This is a genomic window from Virgibacillus oceani, assembly GCF_014638995.1.
Taxonomy (GTDB): domain Bacteria; phylum Bacillota; class Bacilli; order Bacillales; family Amphibacillaceae; genus Virgibacillus_E; species Virgibacillus_E oceani.
Genome location: NZ_BMFR01000001.1, coordinates 87,016 through 106,976 on the forward strand (window position 1 = coordinate 87,016; position 19,961 = coordinate 106,976).

At 34.2% G+C, this 19,961-nt stretch carries 20 protein-coding genes and 1 pseudogene; 14 read left to right on the forward strand and 7 right to left on the reverse strand.

Annotated elements, in window-relative coordinates; all coding sequences use genetic code 11:
* The first annotated feature begins 87 nt into the window (after positions 1-87).
* The 3 genes from IEV74_RS00455 (at position 88) to IEV74_RS00465 (ending at position 3,019) form a co-directional block, all read left to right on the forward strand.
* The gene (locus IEV74_RS00455) at positions 88-1,002 is read left to right on the forward strand and encodes a tyrosine-type recombinase/integrase (RefSeq protein ID WP_188453383.1); all 915 of its coding nucleotides are present in this window, start codon (positions 88-90) and stop codon (positions 1,000-1,002) included.
* A 179-nt stretch (positions 1,003-1,181) separates the two neighbouring features.
* On the forward strand, positions 1,182-2,033 hold the full coding sequence (locus IEV74_RS00460; RefSeq protein ID WP_188453384.1) for a hypothetical protein: 852 nt from the start codon (positions 1,182-1,184) through the stop codon (positions 2,031-2,033).
* Positions 2,034-2,038: 5 nt separating this feature from the next.
* Positions 2,039-3,019, forward strand: a complete 981-nt coding sequence (locus IEV74_RS00465; RefSeq protein WP_188453385.1) for a hypothetical protein — start codon at positions 2,039-2,041, stop codon at positions 3,017-3,019.
* A gap of 151 nt (positions 3,020-3,170) precedes the next feature.
* Here the strand turns inward: IEV74_RS00465 and IEV74_RS00470 are convergent, their stop codons facing one another.
* Positions 3,171-3,563 carry a hypothetical protein gene (locus IEV74_RS00470; protein WP_188453386.1) on the reverse strand — a complete coding sequence of 131 codons (393 nt, stop codon included), beginning with the start codon at positions 3,561-3,563 and terminating at the stop codon, positions 3,171-3,173.
* A gap of 228 nt (positions 3,564-3,791) precedes the next feature.
* Here IEV74_RS00470 and IEV74_RS00475 point away from each other — a divergent pair, with 228 nt between their 5' ends.
* Positions 3,792-5,357 (forward strand): FRG domain-containing protein, encoded by a 1,566-nt coding sequence (locus IEV74_RS00475; protein ID WP_188453387.1) that lies wholly within the window; start codon positions 3,792-3,794, stop codon positions 5,355-5,357.
* 434 nt (positions 5,358-5,791) lie between these two features.
* Here IEV74_RS00475 and IEV74_RS20070 read toward each other — a convergent pair.
* Positions 5,792-6,097 (reverse strand): annotated as a pseudogene (locus tag IEV74_RS20070) (hypothetical protein); the annotation flags it as partial.
* 117 nt (positions 6,098-6,214) lie between these two features.
* Entirely contained in the window at positions 6,215-6,532 is a 318-nt protein-coding gene (locus tag IEV74_RS00480; RefSeq protein ID WP_188453388.1) for a hypothetical protein, read from the reverse strand.
* A gap of 593 nt (positions 6,533-7,125) precedes the next feature.
* Here IEV74_RS00480 and IEV74_RS00485 point away from each other — a divergent pair.
* From IEV74_RS00485 to IEV74_RS00495, 3 genes are all read left to right on the forward strand, one after another.
* The gene (locus tag IEV74_RS00485) at positions 7,126-7,581 is read left to right on the forward strand and encodes a GNAT family N-acetyltransferase (RefSeq protein ID WP_188453389.1); all 456 of its coding nucleotides are present in this window, start codon (positions 7,126-7,128) and stop codon (positions 7,579-7,581) included.
* Between the two features lie 192 nt (positions 7,582-7,773).
* The gene (locus IEV74_RS00490; protein ID WP_188453390.1) at positions 7,774-7,992 is read left to right on the forward strand and encodes a DUF7695 domain-containing protein; all 219 of its coding nucleotides are present in this window, start codon (positions 7,774-7,776) and stop codon (positions 7,990-7,992) included.
* Positions 7,993-8,154: 162 nt separating this feature from the next.
* Positions 8,155-8,421, forward strand: a complete 267-nt coding sequence (locus IEV74_RS00495; protein ID WP_188453391.1) for a hypothetical protein — start codon at positions 8,155-8,157, stop codon at positions 8,419-8,421.
* Positions 8,422-8,684: 263 nt separating this feature from the next.
* Here IEV74_RS00495 and IEV74_RS00500 read toward each other — a convergent pair whose 3' ends face one another.
* Together IEV74_RS00500 and rpsD are read right to left on the reverse strand one after the other, a co-directional pair.
* A complete protein-coding gene (locus IEV74_RS00500; protein ID WP_229683027.1) occupies positions 8,685-8,924 on the reverse strand; it encodes a hypothetical protein in 240 nt (79 codons plus the stop codon).
* Between the two features lie 445 nt (positions 8,925-9,369).
* Positions 9,370-9,972, reverse strand: coding sequence for a 30S ribosomal protein S4 (rpsD, locus tag IEV74_RS00505; protein ID WP_188453393.1), 603 nt, complete (start codon positions 9,970-9,972; stop codon positions 9,370-9,372).
* A gap of 375 nt (positions 9,973-10,347) precedes the next feature.
* On the opposite strand from rpsD, the gene IEV74_RS00510 reads away from it, so the two are divergent.
* Positions 10,348-12,222, forward strand: a complete 1,875-nt coding sequence (locus IEV74_RS00510; RefSeq protein WP_188453394.1) for a diguanylate cyclase — start codon at positions 10,348-10,350, stop codon at positions 12,220-12,222.
* Between the two features lie 60 nt (positions 12,223-12,282).
* On the opposite strand, the gene msrC is transcribed toward IEV74_RS00510, so the two are convergent.
* Positions 12,283-12,765: a free L-methionine (R)-S-oxide reductase MsrC gene (gene msrC, locus IEV74_RS00515; RefSeq protein WP_188453395.1), complete on the reverse strand. Its 483-nt coding sequence runs from the start codon at positions 12,763-12,765 to the stop codon at positions 12,283-12,285.
* Positions 12,766-12,879: 114 nt separating this feature from the next.
* Here msrC and refZ point away from each other — a divergent pair, with 114 nt between their 5' ends.
* The 6 genes from refZ to IEV74_RS00540 all read left to right on the forward strand — a co-directional run bounded on the left by refZ (position 12,880) and on the right by IEV74_RS00540 (position 18,870).
* Positions 12,880-13,479 carry a forespore capture DNA-binding protein RefZ gene (gene refZ / locus IEV74_RS00520; protein WP_188453396.1) on the forward strand — a complete coding sequence of 200 codons (600 nt, stop codon included), beginning with the start codon at positions 12,880-12,882 and terminating at the stop codon, positions 13,477-13,479.
* 226 nt (positions 13,480-13,705) lie between these two features.
* On the forward strand, positions 13,706-15,397 hold the full coding sequence (gene ezrA / locus IEV74_RS00525) for a septation ring formation regulator EzrA (RefSeq protein WP_188453397.1): 1,692 nt from the start codon (positions 13,706-13,708) through the stop codon (positions 15,395-15,397).
* Between the two features lie 105 nt (positions 15,398-15,502).
* On the forward strand, positions 15,503-15,649 hold the full coding sequence (locus IEV74_RS19625) for a hypothetical protein (protein WP_229683028.1): 147 nt from the start codon (positions 15,503-15,505) through the stop codon (positions 15,647-15,649).
* 576 nt (positions 15,650-16,225) lie between these two features.
* The gene (locus IEV74_RS00530) at positions 16,226-17,368 is read left to right on the forward strand and encodes a cysteine desulfurase family protein (protein ID WP_188453398.1); all 1,143 of its coding nucleotides are present in this window, start codon (positions 16,226-16,228) and stop codon (positions 17,366-17,368) included.
* Positions 17,369-17,374: 6 nt separating this feature from the next.
* Positions 17,375-18,577, forward strand: a complete 1,203-nt coding sequence (gene thiI / locus IEV74_RS00535) for a tRNA uracil 4-sulfurtransferase ThiI (protein WP_188453399.1) — start codon at positions 17,375-17,377, stop codon at positions 18,575-18,577.
* Positions 18,578-18,669: 92 nt separating this feature from the next.
* Positions 18,670-18,870, forward strand: coding sequence for an alpha/beta-type small acid-soluble spore protein (locus IEV74_RS00540; RefSeq protein WP_188453400.1), 201 nt, complete (start codon positions 18,670-18,672; stop codon positions 18,868-18,870).
* A gap of 241 nt (positions 18,871-19,111) precedes the next feature.
* Here the strand turns inward: IEV74_RS00540 and IEV74_RS00545 are convergent, their stop codons facing one another.
* The gene (locus IEV74_RS00545; RefSeq protein WP_188453401.1) at positions 19,112-19,912 is read right to left on the reverse strand and encodes an NAD kinase; all 801 of its coding nucleotides are present in this window, start codon (positions 19,910-19,912) and stop codon (positions 19,112-19,114) included.
* Between the last annotated feature and the right edge of the window lie 49 nt (positions 19,913-19,961).

Below are 19,961 nucleotides of genomic sequence, written 5' to 3' on the forward strand. Positions count from 1 at the left end.
AACTCATCATATAATGTTACAATTGATATGAAAATTCAGCTGAAAAATGTCACTTAAACTCGGCATATAAGATGGGGTGATTTATAGGTGCTAGAAGAATATTCAAATTATCTAATAGAACAAGGGAAGTCAAGAAATACCATAAAATCCTATTTAAAAGATATTAGTACTTTTTATCAGAACAACAAAATCGAAATTAATTCTACAGTTGTTAGTACAGATATCCGAAAATGGATTGATGAAATGATGGATCCAAAAAAAGGAGAGGCATTGTCGGTAGCAACAATTAATCGAAGGTTGAATTCTCTCCGCTCTTTTTTTAATTGGGCTGTAAAGGAAGAAGTTATGTTGATGGATCCCATTTCTGGTATCAGGGACTTAAAAACTGCCGATGAAGAGCATGAAAAAATTATGTGGTTAACGGAAGATGAATTTGAAGTTCTTTTGGACCGTATAAGAAAGTCTCCAGTTAAAAGTCGGGGTGTTAACTCGGAGGAAAAATATCGGCGTGATAGAGTGATTATCTACACACTTACATATGCTGGCCTTCGTGTAGAAGAACTATCAAATTTAAAAATACATGATTTAGATTTTGATATGCGGAAAATAAGAGTAGTTGGAAAAGGGAAAAAGGTTAGAACGATACCTATGTCAAACCTCCTATACCACGAACTGAGGGAATGGGTAGATTTTCGCCATAAGGTTAGTGAGAAAAAGGTGTTCGTTGCCCACTCCAACTATGTATTTTACAGTCAGAGATCCGGCCACTTTTCTGTACGCGGAATTCAAACAATGATTGAAAACTACAGTACTAAAGAGAAAAAGCTAACGCCACATATGTTCCGTCATACGTTTTGTAAATGGATGCTTAAAGCAACTAACAATGATATTGAAAAGGTGCGAAGACTTGCGGGTCATAATCACATTTCAACAACAACTCGTTACTTGAAAGATTCCTACAAAGATTTGTCAGATGCAATGGAGGCATTGCCAAAGTTCTAGTCCGGTAAAAAATATCACCCTTTACGTTGACAGAGGTGCGTATTGGGTGGGTGGTCGATGCCAGAATCACATTAAAGTATAATATTTTTCACCAACCATAGATGCAAAACATATCCAATGTTAAACCAACTATATATGGTAGAAAGTATGATTATCATTAGATAAAGGAGGTAGTTTACATGTATGAATTCATGGATGGTTATGCTAGATATAGTTACGAGCGATTGCAACTACAACAACCACATTTAAAAACAGATGGTATTTATAAAAAAGGATATGAATACTATATCAAATGCAAAAATTTAAATGTTGAGCCATTGAATGAACCTGAAAGTTCAATAGTTGAGGTGTTTAATAAGCAAATTAAAATTCTAGGTTGCAAAATTACCCTAGTAACAAATCTACCAGATGGTGCAATTAATTTGGATAATAGAACTATGGAAGAGGTCTTGCAATTATCCGGAAATCCCTTTAATGTTATAGATTTTAATAAACAACTTTCATTATTGTTACCGAAAACATTTCCAAGATTGTGGTTGAGTTTTAATCACGGACCACAGGGTTGGGACGTTGAGGTGGAAAAAGATTTAAATCAAAGTGAATTAGAAGTCCTAAAAGATAAAGTATCATTACTTTGTGGATATAAAGCGGAAATTAATTGTTATTTAGCTTCGAATATTGAAGAAAAATTTAAGCGAAAACATCAAGATCCCCTATCTCTCACTGTGAGTAAACACTCAACATTTAATTATTCCAAGGCACTAATGGAAAAATGGGAGGAAGATGAACAACTTTGGTCGGACAATAAAAGAGATTTATATTTAAGTGGACAGGCAAATGGATGGGAATTTGATAAACCACAAGATTCTTCCTGTTTAATAAATGGTAAATTTGGCGAAGCTCACAATATCCGAAACTATCTTACATTATTTAACGAAATTCAAATTGTTGTTCCAATTGAATCATCATATGAAAAATTACTACATTCACTCGATATTACAGAGGATGAATTAGTTAAACTTACAAGCTGAATAAGGTGAAATTAATTTTCCCGCAGTCTATAGAAAGGTATAACAGAAATTTACTCGAAAAGGTTTCGAATATTAACCCAAAAAGTATTATGTTTTCAAGGGAACTAGCTTACAGAACAATATTAGACTTAAAGCAAAGAAATCCACTTGCATTTTTGCCGCTTGACACCGATGAGAAACAAGAGGTGTTATCAAATTTAATAGAGCTATCTTCAAAAATAAAGAATGCTAAAGACCAGGAATGGTTTAAAGGACTAGCAAGTGAATTATCGAATACATGGAGCCATATGTATGAATTTCTTTCAGACAGGGGTGCAATGGGGACTTTTAACATAGGGTTAGGACCGATTATTAATACCACAGTTAAAAATTTTACAGGGAAAGACTACTTTATAGAAATTATGGACGCTTCTCAATCTATTGAATGGGCAGCTGCTAATCAGGCCGTGTTGTGTCCAGTAGGTCCTTTGGCAAAAAACGAAGAAAATATTGCTTATCTTTATTCAGGTGTGCGGAGAGATTGGGGTCTTAATTTGGTAACTTCGCCAAATATCGCAACAGAAGGCATATTAACAATCGCTAATTATGTTCCTGTATTAGAACTTGCTGAAACTTTTACTGGAAAAGAAATAGACCAATTTCGTAAACTGTTAATTGATTTAACTTATAACAAATCTTCGGATGAGATCAATTCTATTGTTGAAGAGTTTAACAAAACCGTTAAAGCATATGAAAAGAAACGCAAAAGAATAGATACTTGGGATGTGAAAGGTATAACATTAGACACAGCACTTGAATTAACTAATTCTGCTATACCATTTTCAGGATTTATCGCAAAACAGGTAGGAAGGTTAATAGATTATTCAGGTGATAAAAATGAAAGCGTAAGAAAAGCTATTCAACAAGTTCAGTCTAAAATAAGTAGTACATCTCCAAATGTGATATTAGTCAGTCGAATGAGGGATAAAGTAAAGGATTTACTATAATTTAAAAAGAAAGATTTTTCAACAGATTCATAAAAATTGTGATGAAAAGTTAAGTGGAAATATTTAAATAAAAGTATGATAATAAGTCACAAACGTTATTTTTAAAAAATAATTAGGGCGAAAGCTTGTATAATATTGTTGCGCCCTGGTATTATTGATAATAATCTTCCGCAAATTGTTTAATATCTTCAATGTTAATATTCCTTTTTCTTCTAAATATACTCCAAATACGTTTGGGGCATTCTTTTTTCTTTTCAACCCATTCTACCTTTGCAATTCTTATTTTGTATAAATCTCCAAAATCATCCCAACTACCAATCGAGTATTGCTTTTTTTTGTTTTTATATGGCACTATTATTCCTTCGCCAAATTCATTGCCATTTCCGTAAGTGCTTTCCAAATAATCAAGTGCTTCTAAAGAATTTTGAAACCTAAAAGGAAGTTCTCTTAAATTCTGTACCCTATTAATTTGTTTTTGATTACGAGATAAAGCTTCAAAAATGGTTACTTTAACGTTTCGTCTCCCGACTATAACTTTACCCAAACTAATCAATCCTTCCGAATCTTTTTTAATATATATATGAATCTTGTATATCTATTATTCATAATAATACTGAGGACTGCTAATAGGATGAGATGCCAATATTCTACAATTTGATAAATTTAATTATTTGAATTTATGTTAAAATGTAAGAGAGAAGAAGTTTTGTAATTTCTTCAACAAAGTAGGATTCCTAAACAAATTATATTTATTTGTAGAAGGGTGTTTAGAATGGAACAAGCAAATAACATATTTCAATTTAAAAAGCTAATAGACCGCTACAAAATGAATAATGAATTTACCTTTCGTGGGCAAAGTGCAAAATATGAAAATATAACTGCAAGTATTGCTAGAGATATAGGCTATATAGAAAATGAGTATAAGATTTATGCTGAATCTATAGAATTAAAACCGAGAGAATTTGAACATTTGTCAAGTCCCATTCAAAGTTTAGCCAAACTACAACATTATGGTATCCCTACACGCCTAATAGATGTCACAGAGGACCCCTATATTGCACTGTTCTTTGCTGTACAAGATACTTCGAAGGACGATGGATATGTCTATTTTTATTGTCAAAAAACACATGAATTGAAAAGTAAAAAAGTTAATTTACTCTCTCTTTTAGCAACCCTAGGTGACTATACTCTAGAAAACATTCAAAAAAAATATCAACAGATTTTTAAGGACACAATTACCGAAAAAGAAATATTGACATTGGCGGCAGAAACGGCATTTGTAAAACAATCGGAAAAGTTAAGAGAGTTAAATCCTCGTTTGTATAATCAAAAAGGAACATTTGCCATTTGTGGAAACATGGTTGAGGGCGATAATATACATCGGAAGATCCGCACACTTGACAGTATTGAACCATCAATTGTTATTAAGGTTCCTTATGAGTACAAGGCTCAAGTGAAGCGAGAATTAGATGTAAAATATGGAATAAATGAAACTTATATATATCCAGAGCTTCCTTCAGTTTCTAATTACATAAAAGAAAAATACAGATATACAAATTTCAATAGTAAGGGAATGTACACTGTCATCGAGGAATCAGATATATCCCACGCTGGCGCCAGTCGTATATCCTTAATGATTGTGTTAAATGAACCATTGAATATTGATGAAATAAAACAAGTCTCAATTGATTTAATGAGGAAGAAATCACAAAATGATGTTGTTTGGATTTATGTAGCTAGAAACGGTAATGACTATATAATGCGAAACTGGATTTTAACTGGACAATGGATAAACAGGTCTTTAGACGAAACTTATAAACCTTTACCAATTGGCGAAATGGATGATGAAGGATACTGCTGGAAAAAAGCAAATGATTACAGTGTTTTAAGTGATTATTATGAAGAAAACATATTTGGTGACGATAAAAAATTGTTTGTTGAAAATCATGCTTATTACGAAGAACTGCGTCACTTGTTTAAATATTTACAGAGAATCTTTATTGAACAAAACACAGACTTATTTAAGAAAGAAGTCAAAAATTATACATCACAGATAAACAAATATCATATGGCCTATAGTGATCTTGGTCATTCAAAAGATAGAGATTTTGATGATTTTCTTCATAATTTTCAAGAATTCATTTCAATAATAAGTGATATACCATTATGGGTAAAAAGAGAGGATTTAAATAATAAGGCATGGAACTATCAGATTGAAGAATGTTTTAAGGATGCAAATAAACTAGTTGAATTGATTGATTCAAAAAGCGAATTTTGGAAAAGAAAATTAAACATTCCAGAAGATGCTATAGAAAAATTCAAAAACAGCAATCCTTGAGAAACAACTATCAATCGATTGTTAAGTAATGGGGATCAGGAATAAGCATGTTCAAATTTTCACTTTTGGTAATGCGTAATTGATGATAAGGTGTTTATTAGCCCTAAGTACAAGAATCTTGTTTACTGGGGAAATGTAATTACGATAAAAGTAATAGCGGTAAAACCAGTTTTGAGGAAAGCTTGATTTCAATTCGGGATAATACTATCGGAGTTGTTGCTCTTTATCTTGATGAATTACCCTGGAAAAATAGCAAAAAGAGTGCTTGTCGAAGTAAAAGGGGTTGTCATAGCATTTGTAGAAAATTAAGTAATAAATTTTTTATAATAAAAAATTGTGTTAGCAAAATGTCAACATTTTGCTAACACAATCAAGTGGAAAGGCATCAAGTTTATTGCATTGTTAGTTTAAAGTGGTGAACTAATTACTTGTTATCAATGAGCTAACTTGAATTCATGCAAATGCCCGCGCTTGGTGCAAGTCGCTATATCAATAATATTTAAGTTCAAATTTAGTTGCCTTATATCCGACAAATAATCACTCATAAGTGTACTTGTCATTTTTCGCAAATCATCAGGAGAGTGCGACAATACTTTATTAATCCCATTTCCACGAATTCTGTAATTTACTCTATCATCTTTCCTTATATATCTGATATCTAAGTGATGCTTACTTACCAATTCACTTTTTAATGTATAAAAATCATTTTGCATTTGCTCCAGCATGAAGTCGATCTTACTTAAATAAACATTTGCGCACTATATTCTTTAAAAGCCTCACGGTCATCTTTGAAAATCTTAATGGCCATTGGTAGTGTAATGTATTTGTTAATGAACTCCTTTTTCACGAAATCATCTTTAATGATAGCATTCTGCTGTTCTTTGTTGGGAATTATTTATTTGCTTTATATACAAGACACCATTAGGGCTGGTATAGATAACAACATCCTCAAATTCTAAATTCATTAATTTCGTTACAGCAAACATCAATTCTTTTTCTGTAACAGGTTTGTCAGCTCTGGAAATACTTAATACCTGTCCTTCTACGCTAGCTTCATGAATAAACCTAGAAGTTTTACTGTCATAAATTTTAACTTTCGAATTTTCCCACGGGGAATTCCCTTTGATTAATGATACCTCCACTTGGCAGCCAGCGGTTACGTTTTTGACCTTCATATAAAACACCTTCTTCCCTAGAACGTTTGTTCACGTTATAGATATTAGTGAAATAAAATGCAATGTAATTTTTTAAACACTAGCATGGTGGAGGATGTCTTTTCTTATATTTTCCCCTGAATTGCAGCTGTTTTCGTAGAAATCCCAACTATCTTACTACTTATTCCTTTTCGCGTAATTTCTGAATAGGTACGATATTCATGATTACGAACAAGAAAATGTACCAACGTTGACATACTTTTTACCACTGAATGACAAGAAATGTACCAGTAAATGACATGAAGGTTACCACCACATCTTCTGGTTGATTAAAGTTAAAAGCCATACGCATTCTGAAATGTTATACTTGCTGTACTAAATTGATTTATTTTCAATTAGAACTGTCTTCAACAATCGCCCTTTTGTGGAACAAAATATGGTATAATTACATTGTCTAAAAATTTCCATATCATCGTTTTTTAGGCATTACTAGTTAAGGGAGGCGTTCATTATGACAAACAGAAAATCTTTGTTTATTGAAGAACTTAAAGGGGATAACGCCTAACTAACAAAATTTACTTAGCGTTTCCCCGAAATTTGAAAGGGGAAAATATATGCTTACAAGTAATGTGAAAATTGAAGAATTGAACGAAGAGAATTGGTATGAATGCTGTGAATTGAAATTATCAGAGAAACAAACAGAGTATTTGGAGTCAAATGCCATATCAATTGCCCAATCAAAGTTTGAACCGTCATTAAAACCTTTTGCAATTTACTATGAAGATATAGTAGTGGGTTTCCTTATGATTAATACTGAAAAAGAGGAACTTGATGGATATTGGGTATTTAGAATAATGGTTGATAAGAACTTCCAAGGTAAAGGCATAGGGAAAGCTGCGACAAAGTTAATGATTTCAGAGATGAGAAAGTTGCCAGATGCACAAAAGATTGTTGTTGGTTATCATCCAGAAAATCAGGAAGCACATCACTTATATGCCAGTTTGGGATTTATTGATAATGGTGACCGATTTGGAAAGGAAATGGCTGTTATCAAATATTTAAACGAGTAAAGTAAAATAAGAGGGAGCCTGTTTCGGGTTCTCTTTTTTAAATTTAAGACTGTTCAAGAATCGGGCGCTATTGCAGAACACTATTAAATAGAAATATCATAATAATATGCAAGGCCCTACTTACTGTATAAGCCATATGATGTAAAAAGTCCCTCATTCAACGGACAAAAATTATTACGATGGGGTGGTTTTATGAAAAGAATACTAGTAAATAAGGTACGCTGCAAAAAATGCAATGACATTATCGAATCAAAACATAGCCATGATTATAGGAGATGTAGTTGTGGAGCAATATTTATCGATGGCGGAACAGACTATCAACGGTACGGATGGGGAATGGATCGGCTCGGAGAACAAACAGAAATAGAAGAATATATTGATTTTAGCTATTCAGTTTATAAGGATAATTAATGTCATGATTGAATTTAATGAATGTAAAGATTTTGTTGATCAGCTTGATGAACATATTTATAAGGTTTGTGAAACAATCTTCAACATCAGGTGCGTTTATGAAGGATTTACAAGTATTATAGAGAAATTCAAATGAATATGTTCATCTAGGGAGGTTAAAAATTGAAAAAATATTTTAATGTTATATCTGTAATAATATGTGGACTTGATATAGTGGTTTATATTTTATTTTTCAGCGGAATTGATTTTGTTCCGGATGAAGCAGTTTTTCCTTTAATGACAGTTGGTTCAATTATTGGGGTAATCCTTTCGTGGTTTGGAAGTACAGGAGTTATAAGAAATATAGGTATTTTTGGTAATGCCTTCATTCTTTTATTTACGGTGATTGGGCCACTATTAGTACGGGCCCTAATATGGAATAAACCTTAATCAAAAGTTCACTAACTAGTACTTTACTTCGATATGCATCTTCGGCAATCGGGCGCGTTTGTGTGAGACCAAAAGCCTAATCCCCCGCTTAGAGAAAGAGGAATTAGGCTTTTTAATCCTTCATTATTTTAATTGTTACCCCCATTGGTAAATTTGTTGGCAACAAGTGGTAAGTCTTGTGCATTCACTGGTAAAAAAGATGACAGAAGTGGTACATTCTTATGGTCGTAATCAATATTCATCAATTTAGAAACCTGAAAAAGTTATCTTATACTTGTATAATTGCTGCCAGAAGTTTTATCACCCGATGTAACCTTAATCCCCATACTCCTTAGTTTTTCCACACTGTCCTGCCGATCCTTTTCTAACTGTGCAAATTCTTTCCTAAATAGGATTCGAATGATAAACATAAAAATGGGAAGCAGGACAAATTTCGTAATGTACCACAAAGCCATAAAAAACAAAATTATTAGTGAAACATAAGCAAGAGTGTTTACCATCACCAACCGCTCCTTTCGTTCCAAGCTATTTATTATAAAACGATATAATTTACAATAATGGTTTATCAAAAATTATGTCATATAGGAGTCCTTTACCACCTTAAAATTAAATTTCAAAGAGCATCATCTTTCATCAGATAATAATTTGGGATGTTTATACAAATATGATGGCAGTACATGCAGGGCAAAATCGGCTTAATAAAATTATAATTCACACTACATCTCATACTTTTCCCTCAGTCACTCCACGCATGTTCTGTGTTTATTTCTTTCCATTCCTTCACCCATGCTAGTAAATTTTTTGGTCCCAAATTGGCCCCAATTAGCCCCAAAATAATGCATTATCCTGCATTATTTTGCAAATTAAACAATAATGAAAAAACCCCTGAGATGTTGATTTAACAACATTTCAAGGGTTCTTTGTGCATTAACCTGCAAAAAGCGTAGATTAACGAGAGTAGAATTCAACAATAAGTGCTTCGTTGATTTCTGCTGGAAGTTCTGAACGTTCCGGGTAACGAGTGTAACTACCTTCTAATTTATCTGCATCGAATGATAGATACTCAGGTACGAAATTATTTACTTCTAGAGCTTCCTTAATGATATCAAGATTTTGTGATTTTTCACGCAACCCAATTACTTGACCTGGTTTTAGACGGTATGACGGGATATCTACGCGTTTTCCATCCACAGTCACATGCCCATGATTTACCAGCTGGCGAGCTTGTCTGCGAGTACGTGCCAGACCAAGTCGGAATACTAGGTTATCTAAACGTGATTCTAGTAGACCCATGAAGTTTTCACCATGGATACCTTTCATTTTACCCGCTTGATCAAATAGGTTACGGAATTGACGTTCATTCAATCCGTACATAAAGCGTAGTTTTTGTTTTTCTTGCTGTTGCAAGCCATATTCAGAAATTTTCTTCCGTTGGTTTGGTCCATGTTGACCAGGAGCGTAAGGACGTTTATCCAATTCCTTACCAGTTCCAGTTAATGAAATGCCGAGACGACGTGATTTTTTCCATACTGATCCAGTAAATCGTGCCATAAGACATTTCCTCCTTTATTATTTTATTTGCATAAAATAGAAGACCGTGTTCCTGTCCGCCTGCCCATTTTGTTTTCATGTACCATCGCTCCAGCAGCAGAGAGTTACACGATACACCTCTGATTCAGAGGAACAAAATGATAACAATCGTCGGTTCACATAGGCTACCTTTTTATTTTACACAAAGCATAGTATATAATTTTTAGTGCCGGAAGTCAACACATAGCTTACTTAAAATGATTATTATATTTTTTCCGTTTGATTTAATAGGAAAAATTGATTACATCCTATATAATATAGTTATAACTCGAAAAATTCTAAAAATCATTACATAGCAAAAACAGATTTCATATTTCCTCTTGAGAGGTGTATTTGATGGTAAGCAAGAACCAATTAATAGGTAAATTAAAATGTATCCTTTTTGATTTAATTTCAGATGCAGTAAATTGTTCTTATGATGAACTTCTTTTTCGGCTTGAAAATCAGATAAAAGATATACTTCAAACTAAACAAGCTTCATTTTACATTTATAATAATTGGAGTAAAACCTATGAATTAAAAATAAATCGACATAACAGCGCCGATGAAACCACTTCTCAATTTATCAATCAAACTACGTCTATTTTGACAAAAGATATAATAGTGCATAAGACTATTAACTTCTCAGAAACGTATATAGTCCCGCTATTTTTTCATAATAAACCTGCTGGATTTTTATTAATTGCAGTTGACAGGAATTTAGCGGATGAGTTAATGAATACATTAAAATGCGAAATAGAACGGTTTTTAAATATAGTTCATTATTATCAAATCAGCAAGGAAAAAGAAAGGAAAAATAAGTTTCTATATAATCTGACCTCTCGTTTTTATTCGACTATGATTAAAAACGATATCCTGGCAGAAACAACGAAGGCACTCCGAAAGCAGTATCCGGCATTTACATTCTATATTCTGCTATCACAGGATTTTAAAGCCGATAGTACCCTGCCGTTGAAAGAAATTGAATATAGTGATGATGCGACAAAACGTGTAAGCACACAAGCGTTTATTACTGGTGATGTGCAGCTTGAAGATCGAATGAAGGAAAGAAAATCATGCTTGTATGCACCGTTAAAAGGGAGACAGGGTGTATATGGCGTGATTCAAATTGTGGCACCACGAACAGAGTTTCCCCAGCAAGAGATTGATTTTATTACTGAAATTGCCAATGTAGTTGGGAAGGCAATAGAAAATGCGACATTATATCAACAATCTAGGCATCTAATTAAAGATCTAAAAAGAATCAATGATGCTACACATCAATTGAATTCAAATTTAAAAATTTCTGAAATAACAGAAGTCGTCCGGCGGCAAATAATGGATACATGTAATGCCAAACAGGTTGGATTTATTTATAGCAACGAAGAGTCTGATAAATTATTTGATGTTTTATCGGGTAGTACGGATTATTTTTATACGGAACAGGGACAAGCCTTTACGGAATATCTATTAAACAGAATGAATACAAACAAGGAAGCGATTTTTTCAGGGGATTTTTCAAATAATTTTAATGGGCTTCCGTACAGTTCTGTTATGGCAATACCAATGCTGCAATCTGGGAAAGTTCACGGTGTGATTACAATCATGCATGATGAATCATATTTCTTCTCCTTTGGAAATTTTAAATTAATGCAATCATTAATTCAGCATTCTACACTGGCCCTAACCAATTCAATATTAAAGGAGAAATTGGAAAATGCCGTTATAAAAGACTATTTAACAAAGCTGTATTCACGCAAGTATTTAGATGAAAAAATACAACTTCATATGGAAACAGATGAAAAGGGTACCTTGATTTTATTTGATATTGACGATTTTAAAACTGTTAATGATACATACGGACATCATGTTGGGGATGAGGTAATTAGGCAGGTTGCGGGAATTATTTCACTTCATTTAGGACAAAACGATATACCTGCACGATGGGGAGGAGAGGAATTGGCCATATACCTTCCAGAAGCATCGATGGATGACGGGGTATATTTGGCTGGGCAGATTAGAAAGCAGGTGGAAAGTTTTACTGACCCGATGATAACACTTTCGTGTGGTGTATCTACGTGGTTTGACAAAACAATTGATTCCGTAAAAAATGTTTTTATAAGAGCGGATAAGGCATTATATGAAGCAAAAAAAATGGGAAAAAATTGTGTTGTGAAAGGGGATAGCCATTTAAAGTTTTCACCGAGTGAAAGGGAGGTTCCTAATAATTAGAAGTTAATCGGAAAGCCAGGGAAAAACGCTTCCCGGGCTTTTCGATTGAAATAGTTTATATCAGCATAAATAGCCTTCAACAATTTTAGCAAATTTTTCAATGTAGTGCTGATCTGTTTCATCAAATCGATTTGTAATAGGGCTATCGATATCCAGTACGCCATAAATTTCGTTGTTAACAACAAGCGGAACAACAATTTCTGACCTGCTAGCCCCGTCACAAGCTATATGTCCGCTGAATTGCGTGACATCTGCAACCCGCTGTGTTTCTCGTTCCTTAATAGCAGTTCCGCATACACCTTTTCCAAAAGGAATTCGAATACATGCAGGCAATCCTTGAAATGGTCCAAGAACTAATTCATTTTCCTTCCACAGGTAAAATCCAACCCAATTTACCTCGTCCAGGAATTGATTTAATAATGCAGTTGCATTGGATAAAATTGCGATTGAATCTTTTTCACCTTCAGATAAAGCTTCAAGCTGTTTTAATATTAATTCGTAGTCCTTTTCTTTATTTCCGGAATAATCTTTAACTTGAAACATATACATTTCCTTTCAATTGGTAAATTTCGACAATTACATGCATTAATTGTCGATAAGTAATTGCAGGATAATTGCCTGCTTTGTCGTATTTGTGAAATAAGGAGTTGAAAAACCATGAAAAATAACCCGTCAAAACTAAAGGTAATGGATGCCGCTTCTGCTTTATTTTTTCAAAAAGGATTCCATGGCACATCAGTACGTGATATTGCTGAGAAGGCAGCAGTAAACGTTTCGTTGATCAGCTATTATTTTAATAGTAAACAAGGTTTATTAGAATACGGAGTAACACAATTTTACGAAACGTACTTAAAAGCAATGGAAGAAACATTGCGGCAATCCGAGAATGATACTGAGTTGGAAAGATTAAAAAAATTAATAAACACCATTATACAGTACAAACAAATGAATCATCAATTTTCTTGTTTCATTCATCGGGAATTATCACTTGATTCCGTTTTTGTACGAGAAATGGCTGTTACATACATTGCGAAAGAAAATTACTACATCCGAGAAACCTTTTACGCTATTTTGAAACCGCAAAAACAGATCTCGGACCGTGACTTCTTACTTATGCAACTTAAAGGAATGCTTATTACACCATATGTACTACAGAATGAATGGAAAAATCAGGTTATAGGAGAAAACTCGCATCAGCTGTTTGTAAAAAAGTATGTTCAATCCATTAATAAATGGTTAGATTTTATTGTTAATTAACAAGTAGGTTGCATTTGGCGACCCTTTTTTAAAATCCAATAAAAAAATTTGTCAAATCGTTAATTTATTTGATTTTTTTTAGCAAAAATTGTTGTTTACGTGGTATCATTAGTATAATAATAACTGAAATGACGGATTTAAATTCATTTTTTTATGGATACCTGTTTTCGAAAGAGTATATTGGTAAATCATCCTCTTACACAGGAATAGAGTTAGGAGGCATTATATGGCATATTTCATTGGAATTGTACTTGTAATTATAGCATTGATCATTGTTGGCCTTATTTTGCGAAAGCGGATATATGATGTTGTAGATCGGCTGGAAAGCTGGAAAATGGATATTATGAATCGAAATGTAGCATCGCAGATATCCAGAATAAAAAGTCTGAATTTGTCTGGGGAAACACAGGAAAAGTTTGAAACCTGGAAGGACCGCTGGGAATATATTGTGACAAGGGAACTGCCAGATATCGAGGAAGAATTATTTGATGCTGAAGAAGCAGCCGATCGTTATCGTTTCCAAACTGCTAAAAAAATATTGCGGAAAACCGAACAGATATTGCAATCGATTGAAAAAGATATTGAAAAAATGCTGGTAGAGTTAGAACAGCTGCTGGAATCGGAGGAATCAAGCCGTATTGAAATCGAGCAAATACAGCCAGAAATTAAGCTGCTGCGGAAGAAGTTGTCTCAGAGTCGCTATCAATATGGCAAAGCAGAAGTACGTTTTGAGGTTGAAATTGACGAACTTGAGGATAAGCTTGCTGAGTATCATACGTTAACACATTCTGGTGATTATTTTGATGCACAGAAGGTTGTTGATGAATTGAAAGTGAATCTAGAATTACTTCAACAGCAGCTCGATGAATTTCCGGCCATATTGAAAGCATGTAAACATGATTTACCAGCCCAGCTTGATGATTTATTTGCTGGGTTGAAAGGGATGAAAGAAGATGGCTACCGTGTTGAACATCTAGGCTTTGAAAAAGAAATACATAATTATCATCAACGTTTGCTTGATTGTGTTAATTCTTTGGAGAAAGGAAATACGTCGGACTCCAAGCCAATTATTTCTGAAGCTGAAGAAAGAATTAAAGAAATGTACCAACTTCTGGAGAAAGAAGCAATTGCAAAAAGCTATATGGAAACAAAAACACCAAGATACCGCCATTTGCTGGATGAATTAGGCGCAAACTTTGATGAAACAAAAGCAGAAGTAGAACAATTGAAACAAGCATATTATTTTGAAGATAGCGATATGGAAAAATATTTGTCACTAGAAAAGACCATTTCACAGCTAAGAAAGCAATTCGAGGAACTCTCAGACGATATGGATAATGAGGATATGGCACATTCTGATTTACGTGTGATATTAGAAGATGGATTTCAGCAAATAGAAGATTTACAGCAAGAACATGAAGAATTTAAAAAGCTTGTTCATAATTTACGCAAAGATGAGCTGGAAGCAAAAGAAAAATTAGCCGAAATGAAAAATCTGCTTTATAGAACCATGAAAAAATTAAACAAAAGCAACATTCCGGGTGTTCCAAATTATATATGGGATATGTCTGAGGTGGCAAACGAAAAAAATGTCCGTGTTTTAAGAGCATTGGAAAAGCAGCCATTGGACATTTCGGAAGTGCAAATCGCTTTATCTGAAGCGCAAATTTCTGTAGATGATGCTATAGAAAAAACAGAAATGATGCTTGATCAGGCTTATTTAACAGAACAGGTAATTCAATATGCGAATAGATATCGTAGTATGTACCCATTGCTTGCGGCCAAATTAGCTGAGTCGGAAAGTTTATTTAGATCATATGAATATGAAACTGCCCTTGAACATGCCGCAAAAGCATTAGAAGAGATAGAGCCTGGAGCATTAAAACGTATTGAAGAAAATCAAGAGGTTATGAGTTAAGATGTTATAATGGAAATTAGTATAATCATAGATGTGGTTGTTTGTTGGGATTATAGACATTCGTGATTACATTTTTATTTTTACAGTGGGAAGATGCGTCATTATTTGAAGCATACAGATATTCAAAGACGAGTGTTAATGAAGAAAATTTTCAAGCAATTTGTTAAGATGATTGAAAAGAACCAAATTATTGATAATACCCGTTTTACGATGAAGGGAAATATTTCCATTGACTTTATATTTGCTTTGTAGAGCAAAGAATAGGCGAAAGGCTGTCTTATGCAAAGAATATTATGATATTCTTTTCCTAAGTCAGCCTTGATTGTTTTAAACTTCAGGCTATTTTTTTAAACATTATGGTTTTTAGCTACATTGTTTCCGTAGACTGCGACGTAAATACTTGTGGTGATTTCGCTTCATTTTGGATGCTCTTTGGTCCCGCAGCCCGTATACACTACGCTTTCCGTGGGCGGCTGGTGAGCCTCCTCACGCTGACGCGCTCCGGGGTCTCACCGATGCCTCATCTCCCACAGGAGTCTCCGTGTATACGGGCTGCTAGTAAGTGTATTTATAACGTAATCATGATTTCTTAAAGATATTATAGATACTTTATCTTAAAGATATTATAGATACTTTATATTTAATAATTACAATCTATGCATGTACCGACATATATTAATTCCACTTCACTAGTCCGGGATCGCTGCCCGCGGAAAGCATCCGTCCGCAGCGATCCCGGACGGCGACCCGAGAATATTACGTCGCATTTTACGTCTTTTGAGAAAAACAGCCAAATTTTAAGTAATACATCAAGAGAGGATTTAACAAATGATATATTTAGATAACAGTGCAACAACAAAACCGCATCCTTCCGTACTTAAAAGCTTTCAGCAGGTTTCAGAATCCTTTTTTGCTAACCCTTCCTCTATCCATCAACTTGGGGGAGAAGCAGAAAAGCTATTGTTTAAAGCGAAAGAACAAGCTGCTGAACTTTTACATGTGAATACCAATGAGATTATTTTTACATCTGGCGGAACCGAGGGGAATAATATGGCAATAAAAGGAATCGCATTTGAACACCAAGCGCGGGGAAAGCATATTATCACTTCCCAGATTGAGCATCCATCTGTAATGGAAGCATGTATGGCTTTGGAAAAATTAGGATTCACCATAACCTATTTACCTGTTGATGAAAAAGGAGTAATCTCAATAGAGGATTTAAAACATGCCATTCAAAATGACACCATCTTAATTAGTATAATGCATGTGAATAATGAAATTGGCTCCATACAGCCAATTGAAGAAATAGGAGAAATTGCGAAAAAGCATCCGAAACTCTTTTTCCATGTTGACCATGTTCAAGGAGTGGGGAAAGTCCCGTTAAAACTAAATAATTGCGGTATCGATCTATGTACTATTTCGGGGCATAAAATACATGGTCTTAAAGGTACGGGTATTTTGTACGTTAACAATCGTACAAAGCTTTTTCCTTTATTTCATGGTGGAAGTCAGGAGCAGGCAATTCGATCAGGTACAGAAAACTTGGCAGGATCTGTAGCAATAGTTAAAGCACTTAGATTAATCAAGGAGCGTCATGCTAATGAAAGAAGCAATCTTGCTGAAGTACACCGTTACCTGCGGGAGGAATTACAGCATATAGATGGGATAATCATCAATACCCCCGAAAAACCTGCAGCACCACATATTATAAATTTCTCGGTTCCTGGTTTAAAACCAGAAGTTATTATTCATATGCTTGGTGAAAAAAAGATATTTATCTCAACCAAGTCCGCTTGTTCGTCTAAACAAAAAGATGAAAGCAGAATATTAGCAGCATGTGGATTATCTAAAGAACGAACAATATCTGCGTTACGAATAAGTCTTTCTTATGACACGACCAGGAAAGAAATTGAGGCTTTTGTACAAGAGCTGGAAAGCGCAGTAAACCAATTAAAAGAAGTTATGGAGTAGATACTAATGCAATATGATCACATTTTAATCCGTTATGGTGAGATGGCGTTAAAAGGTAAAAATATTAAAAAGTTTATTGTAAAATTACAAGAAAATATTCGGCATAAGCTAAAGGATTTTCCAGATGTTAAAGTTAAACGTACACAAGGCAGGATGTTTGTTTTGTTACATGGACAAAACCCCGAGCCTATACTGGAAAGATGCAAGGATATCTTTGGAATTCAAAGTCTAAGTTTGGCAATTAAGGTCGGGAACGATGAAGATAAGATTAAAGAAGCGGCATTATTTGCATTGAACAGTAGTGAAAAAGTAAAGACATTTAAAGTCTCGGTTAAACGAATTAATAAAGATTTCCCAGTTCGATCACAGGAAATGAATCGGTTAGTAGGCGGGCATCTGTTAATTAATACGGAGGGATTTACTGTAGATGTTCATAACCCTGATCTTGAAGTGAAAATAGAAATCAGGAATGAAGCTACCTATATAACTTCTAGTGTAATTGCAGGATCAGGCGGATTACCTGTTGGAACATCCGGAAAATCCTTGCTATTACTATCAGGAGGTATTGATAGCCCAGTGGCAGGATATTTAGCAATGAAACGTGGTGTTGAAATTGAAGCTATTCACTTCCATTCACCTCCATTTACAAGTGAGAGAGCAAAACAAAAGGTATTGGATTTAGCACAAAAATTAACAAGGTATGGGAATAGCGTAAACGTTCATCTTGTTCCATTTACTAAACTGCAGCAGCAAATTTTTAAAGATATTCCTGATGGGTATGCGATGACTGTTATGCGTCGGATGATGCTGCGGATTAGTGAAGCAGTTTGCCGAAATGAAAATATATTGTCCATGACAAATGGAGAAAGTCTTGGACAAGTTGCCAGCCAAACAATGGAAAGTATGAATGTAATTAATGAAGTTACCAACTACCCTCTTATTCGCCCATTAGTTGCAATGGACAAAAATGACATTATTAAAGTTTCGCGAAAAATAAACACGTATGACATCTCAATTCGTCCATATGAGGATTGTTGTACAATATTTGTTCCAAAATCACCAAAAACGAAACCTAAGAGGGATAAGGTAAATTACTTTGAATCCCAAGCAGATTATACCGATTTACTTCAAGAAGCAATTGAAGGAATTGAAGTTGTCACCTTAACAGATCAAAATGAGAAAGAAAACGATTTTAATGATTTACTGTAATCTGGTCTAACTAACAACAACTACCAATTTGTTGCATGTATTGTTTATCTCCTTGTTACACATTCTATAAGTACCAAGGAGGTGAGAACATCATGGCTTCTAATAATTCAAATCAATTAGTAGTGCCTGGTGCACAACAAGCATTAGATCAAATGAAAATGGAGATCGCGCAAGAATTTGGCGTACAACTTGGTGCTGATACAACTTCTCGTGCAAACGGGTCTGTTGGTGGAGAAATCACAAAACGTTTAGTGCGTACTGCACAACAACAATTTGGTGGTACTCAACAATAACAATTAAAATATTCAACTGGCTTAAACGGCTGCCTCTGACTTGGGGCAGCCTTATTTTTGATTGTCAAAAATTAAGAATAACAATAAATACAACTGGCAGTTTCTATGCAGATGAACCTGCAATGGATTTTACTAGCATGGAAACATTGTCCGTATATGAAATCAGAAATGGTCTGTCGCATGTTGAAGTTGTTATCAAAAAACCCTTATCGAGGAAGGTGATAAAGATTTTTCGCATATATCATAGAAATGTTCGCTTTACTCTGTCCCAATAGGAATTATTCTTCAGTTTAACTGTTTTTATTACCTTGTTACTAAGTGATACCGTAACTGTTTGAATATTTTTAATAGGAAACGCCTCATTATCTAAACCAATAATCGGATAATCATTACCGCTTTGAACAATATCCAAAGTTAATTTTCTATCGCTGTTTAATACAAAAGACGAACCAAGTGTACGATAACGATTATTGTTTAATGACGCTAGTTCGGAAACTTGGAAGCATGGAATCTTGGGATCAATGACTGCTCCTTGAGTTGATTTATTGTATCCTGTACTTCCTGTTGGTGTAGCAACAATTAAACCATCACCGCGAAATGTTTCAAATTTCATATCATCAATCAGTACATCAATTACAATTGTCTTAATTATAGTTGACCGTATACTTACCTCATTTAAACAGTCAAATGATGATTCATTGTTTACCTTAACATTAATTACTGGGAAGCGCCGAACCTCCATTTCCTCATGAACCATTGTGTGAAGCATTTCATCAAAGTTGTCCAAATTAAAATCACAATATAGTCCAGACTCATTTGACCGAGTGATTCCAGTATATAGACAGTCCTGGCGAAATCCAGTTTTTCTCACTGCCTGCAGAAATGTACCATCGCCGCCAATACTAACGATTATACTGGCATCCTTTGCATCGTTCACAATTGTGAAATCATTTCTTAACGCTAAATCAAATAGCGGACGAAGTGTATTTTCCATTTCATTATCTTGTTGATCATAAAAAAATATGTTTTTTCGATTTGGCATACTATTGGTCACCCCAATTAAGAAAGTCTTAAGTAAATTTTATCACTTT

Coding starts and splice junctions, on each gene's coding strand:
- refZ (WP_188453396.1), top strand. CDS start 12,880: ATGAAAAATAACCCGTCAAAACTAAAGGTAATGGATGCCGCTTCTGCT.
- msrC (WP_188453395.1), bottom strand. CDS start 12,765: ATGTTTCAAGTTAAAGATTATTCCGGAAATAAAGAAAAGGACTACGAA.
- IEV74_RS00460 (WP_188453384.1), top strand. CDS start 1,182: ATGTATGAATTCATGGATGGTTATGCTAGATATAGTTACGAGCGATTG.
- ezrA (WP_188453397.1), top strand. CDS start 13,706: ATGGCATATTTCATTGGAATTGTACTTGTAATTATAGCATTGATCATT.
- IEV74_RS00530 (WP_188453398.1), top strand. CDS start 16,226: ATGATATATTTAGATAACAGTGCAACAACAAAACCGCATCCTTCCGTA.
- IEV74_RS00490 (WP_188453390.1), top strand. CDS start 7,774: ATGAAAAGAATACTAGTAAATAAGGTACGCTGCAAAAAATGCAATGAC.
- IEV74_RS00510 (WP_188453394.1), top strand. CDS start 10,348: ATGGTAAGCAAGAACCAATTAATAGGTAAATTAAAATGTATCCTTTTT.
- thiI (WP_188453399.1), top strand. CDS start 17,375: ATGCAATATGATCACATTTTAATCCGTTATGGTGAGATGGCGTTAAAA.
- IEV74_RS00475 (WP_188453387.1), top strand. CDS start 3,792: ATGGAACAAGCAAATAACATATTTCAATTTAAAAAGCTAATAGACCGC.
- IEV74_RS00545 (WP_188453401.1), bottom strand. CDS start 19,912: ATGCCAAATCGAAAAAACATATTTTTTTATGATCAACAAGATAATGAA.
- IEV74_RS00485 (WP_188453389.1), top strand. CDS start 7,126: ATGCTTACAAGTAATGTGAAAATTGAAGAATTGAACGAAGAGAATTGG.
- IEV74_RS00480 (WP_188453388.1), bottom strand. CDS start 6,532: ATGAAGGTCAAAAACGTAACCGCTGGCTGCCAAGTGGAGGTATCATTA.
- rpsD (WP_188453393.1), bottom strand. CDS start 9,972: ATGGCACGATTTACTGGATCAGTATGGAAAAAATCACGTCGTCTCGGC.
- IEV74_RS00540 (WP_188453400.1), top strand. CDS start 18,670: ATGGCTTCTAATAATTCAAATCAATTAGTAGTGCCTGGTGCACAACAA.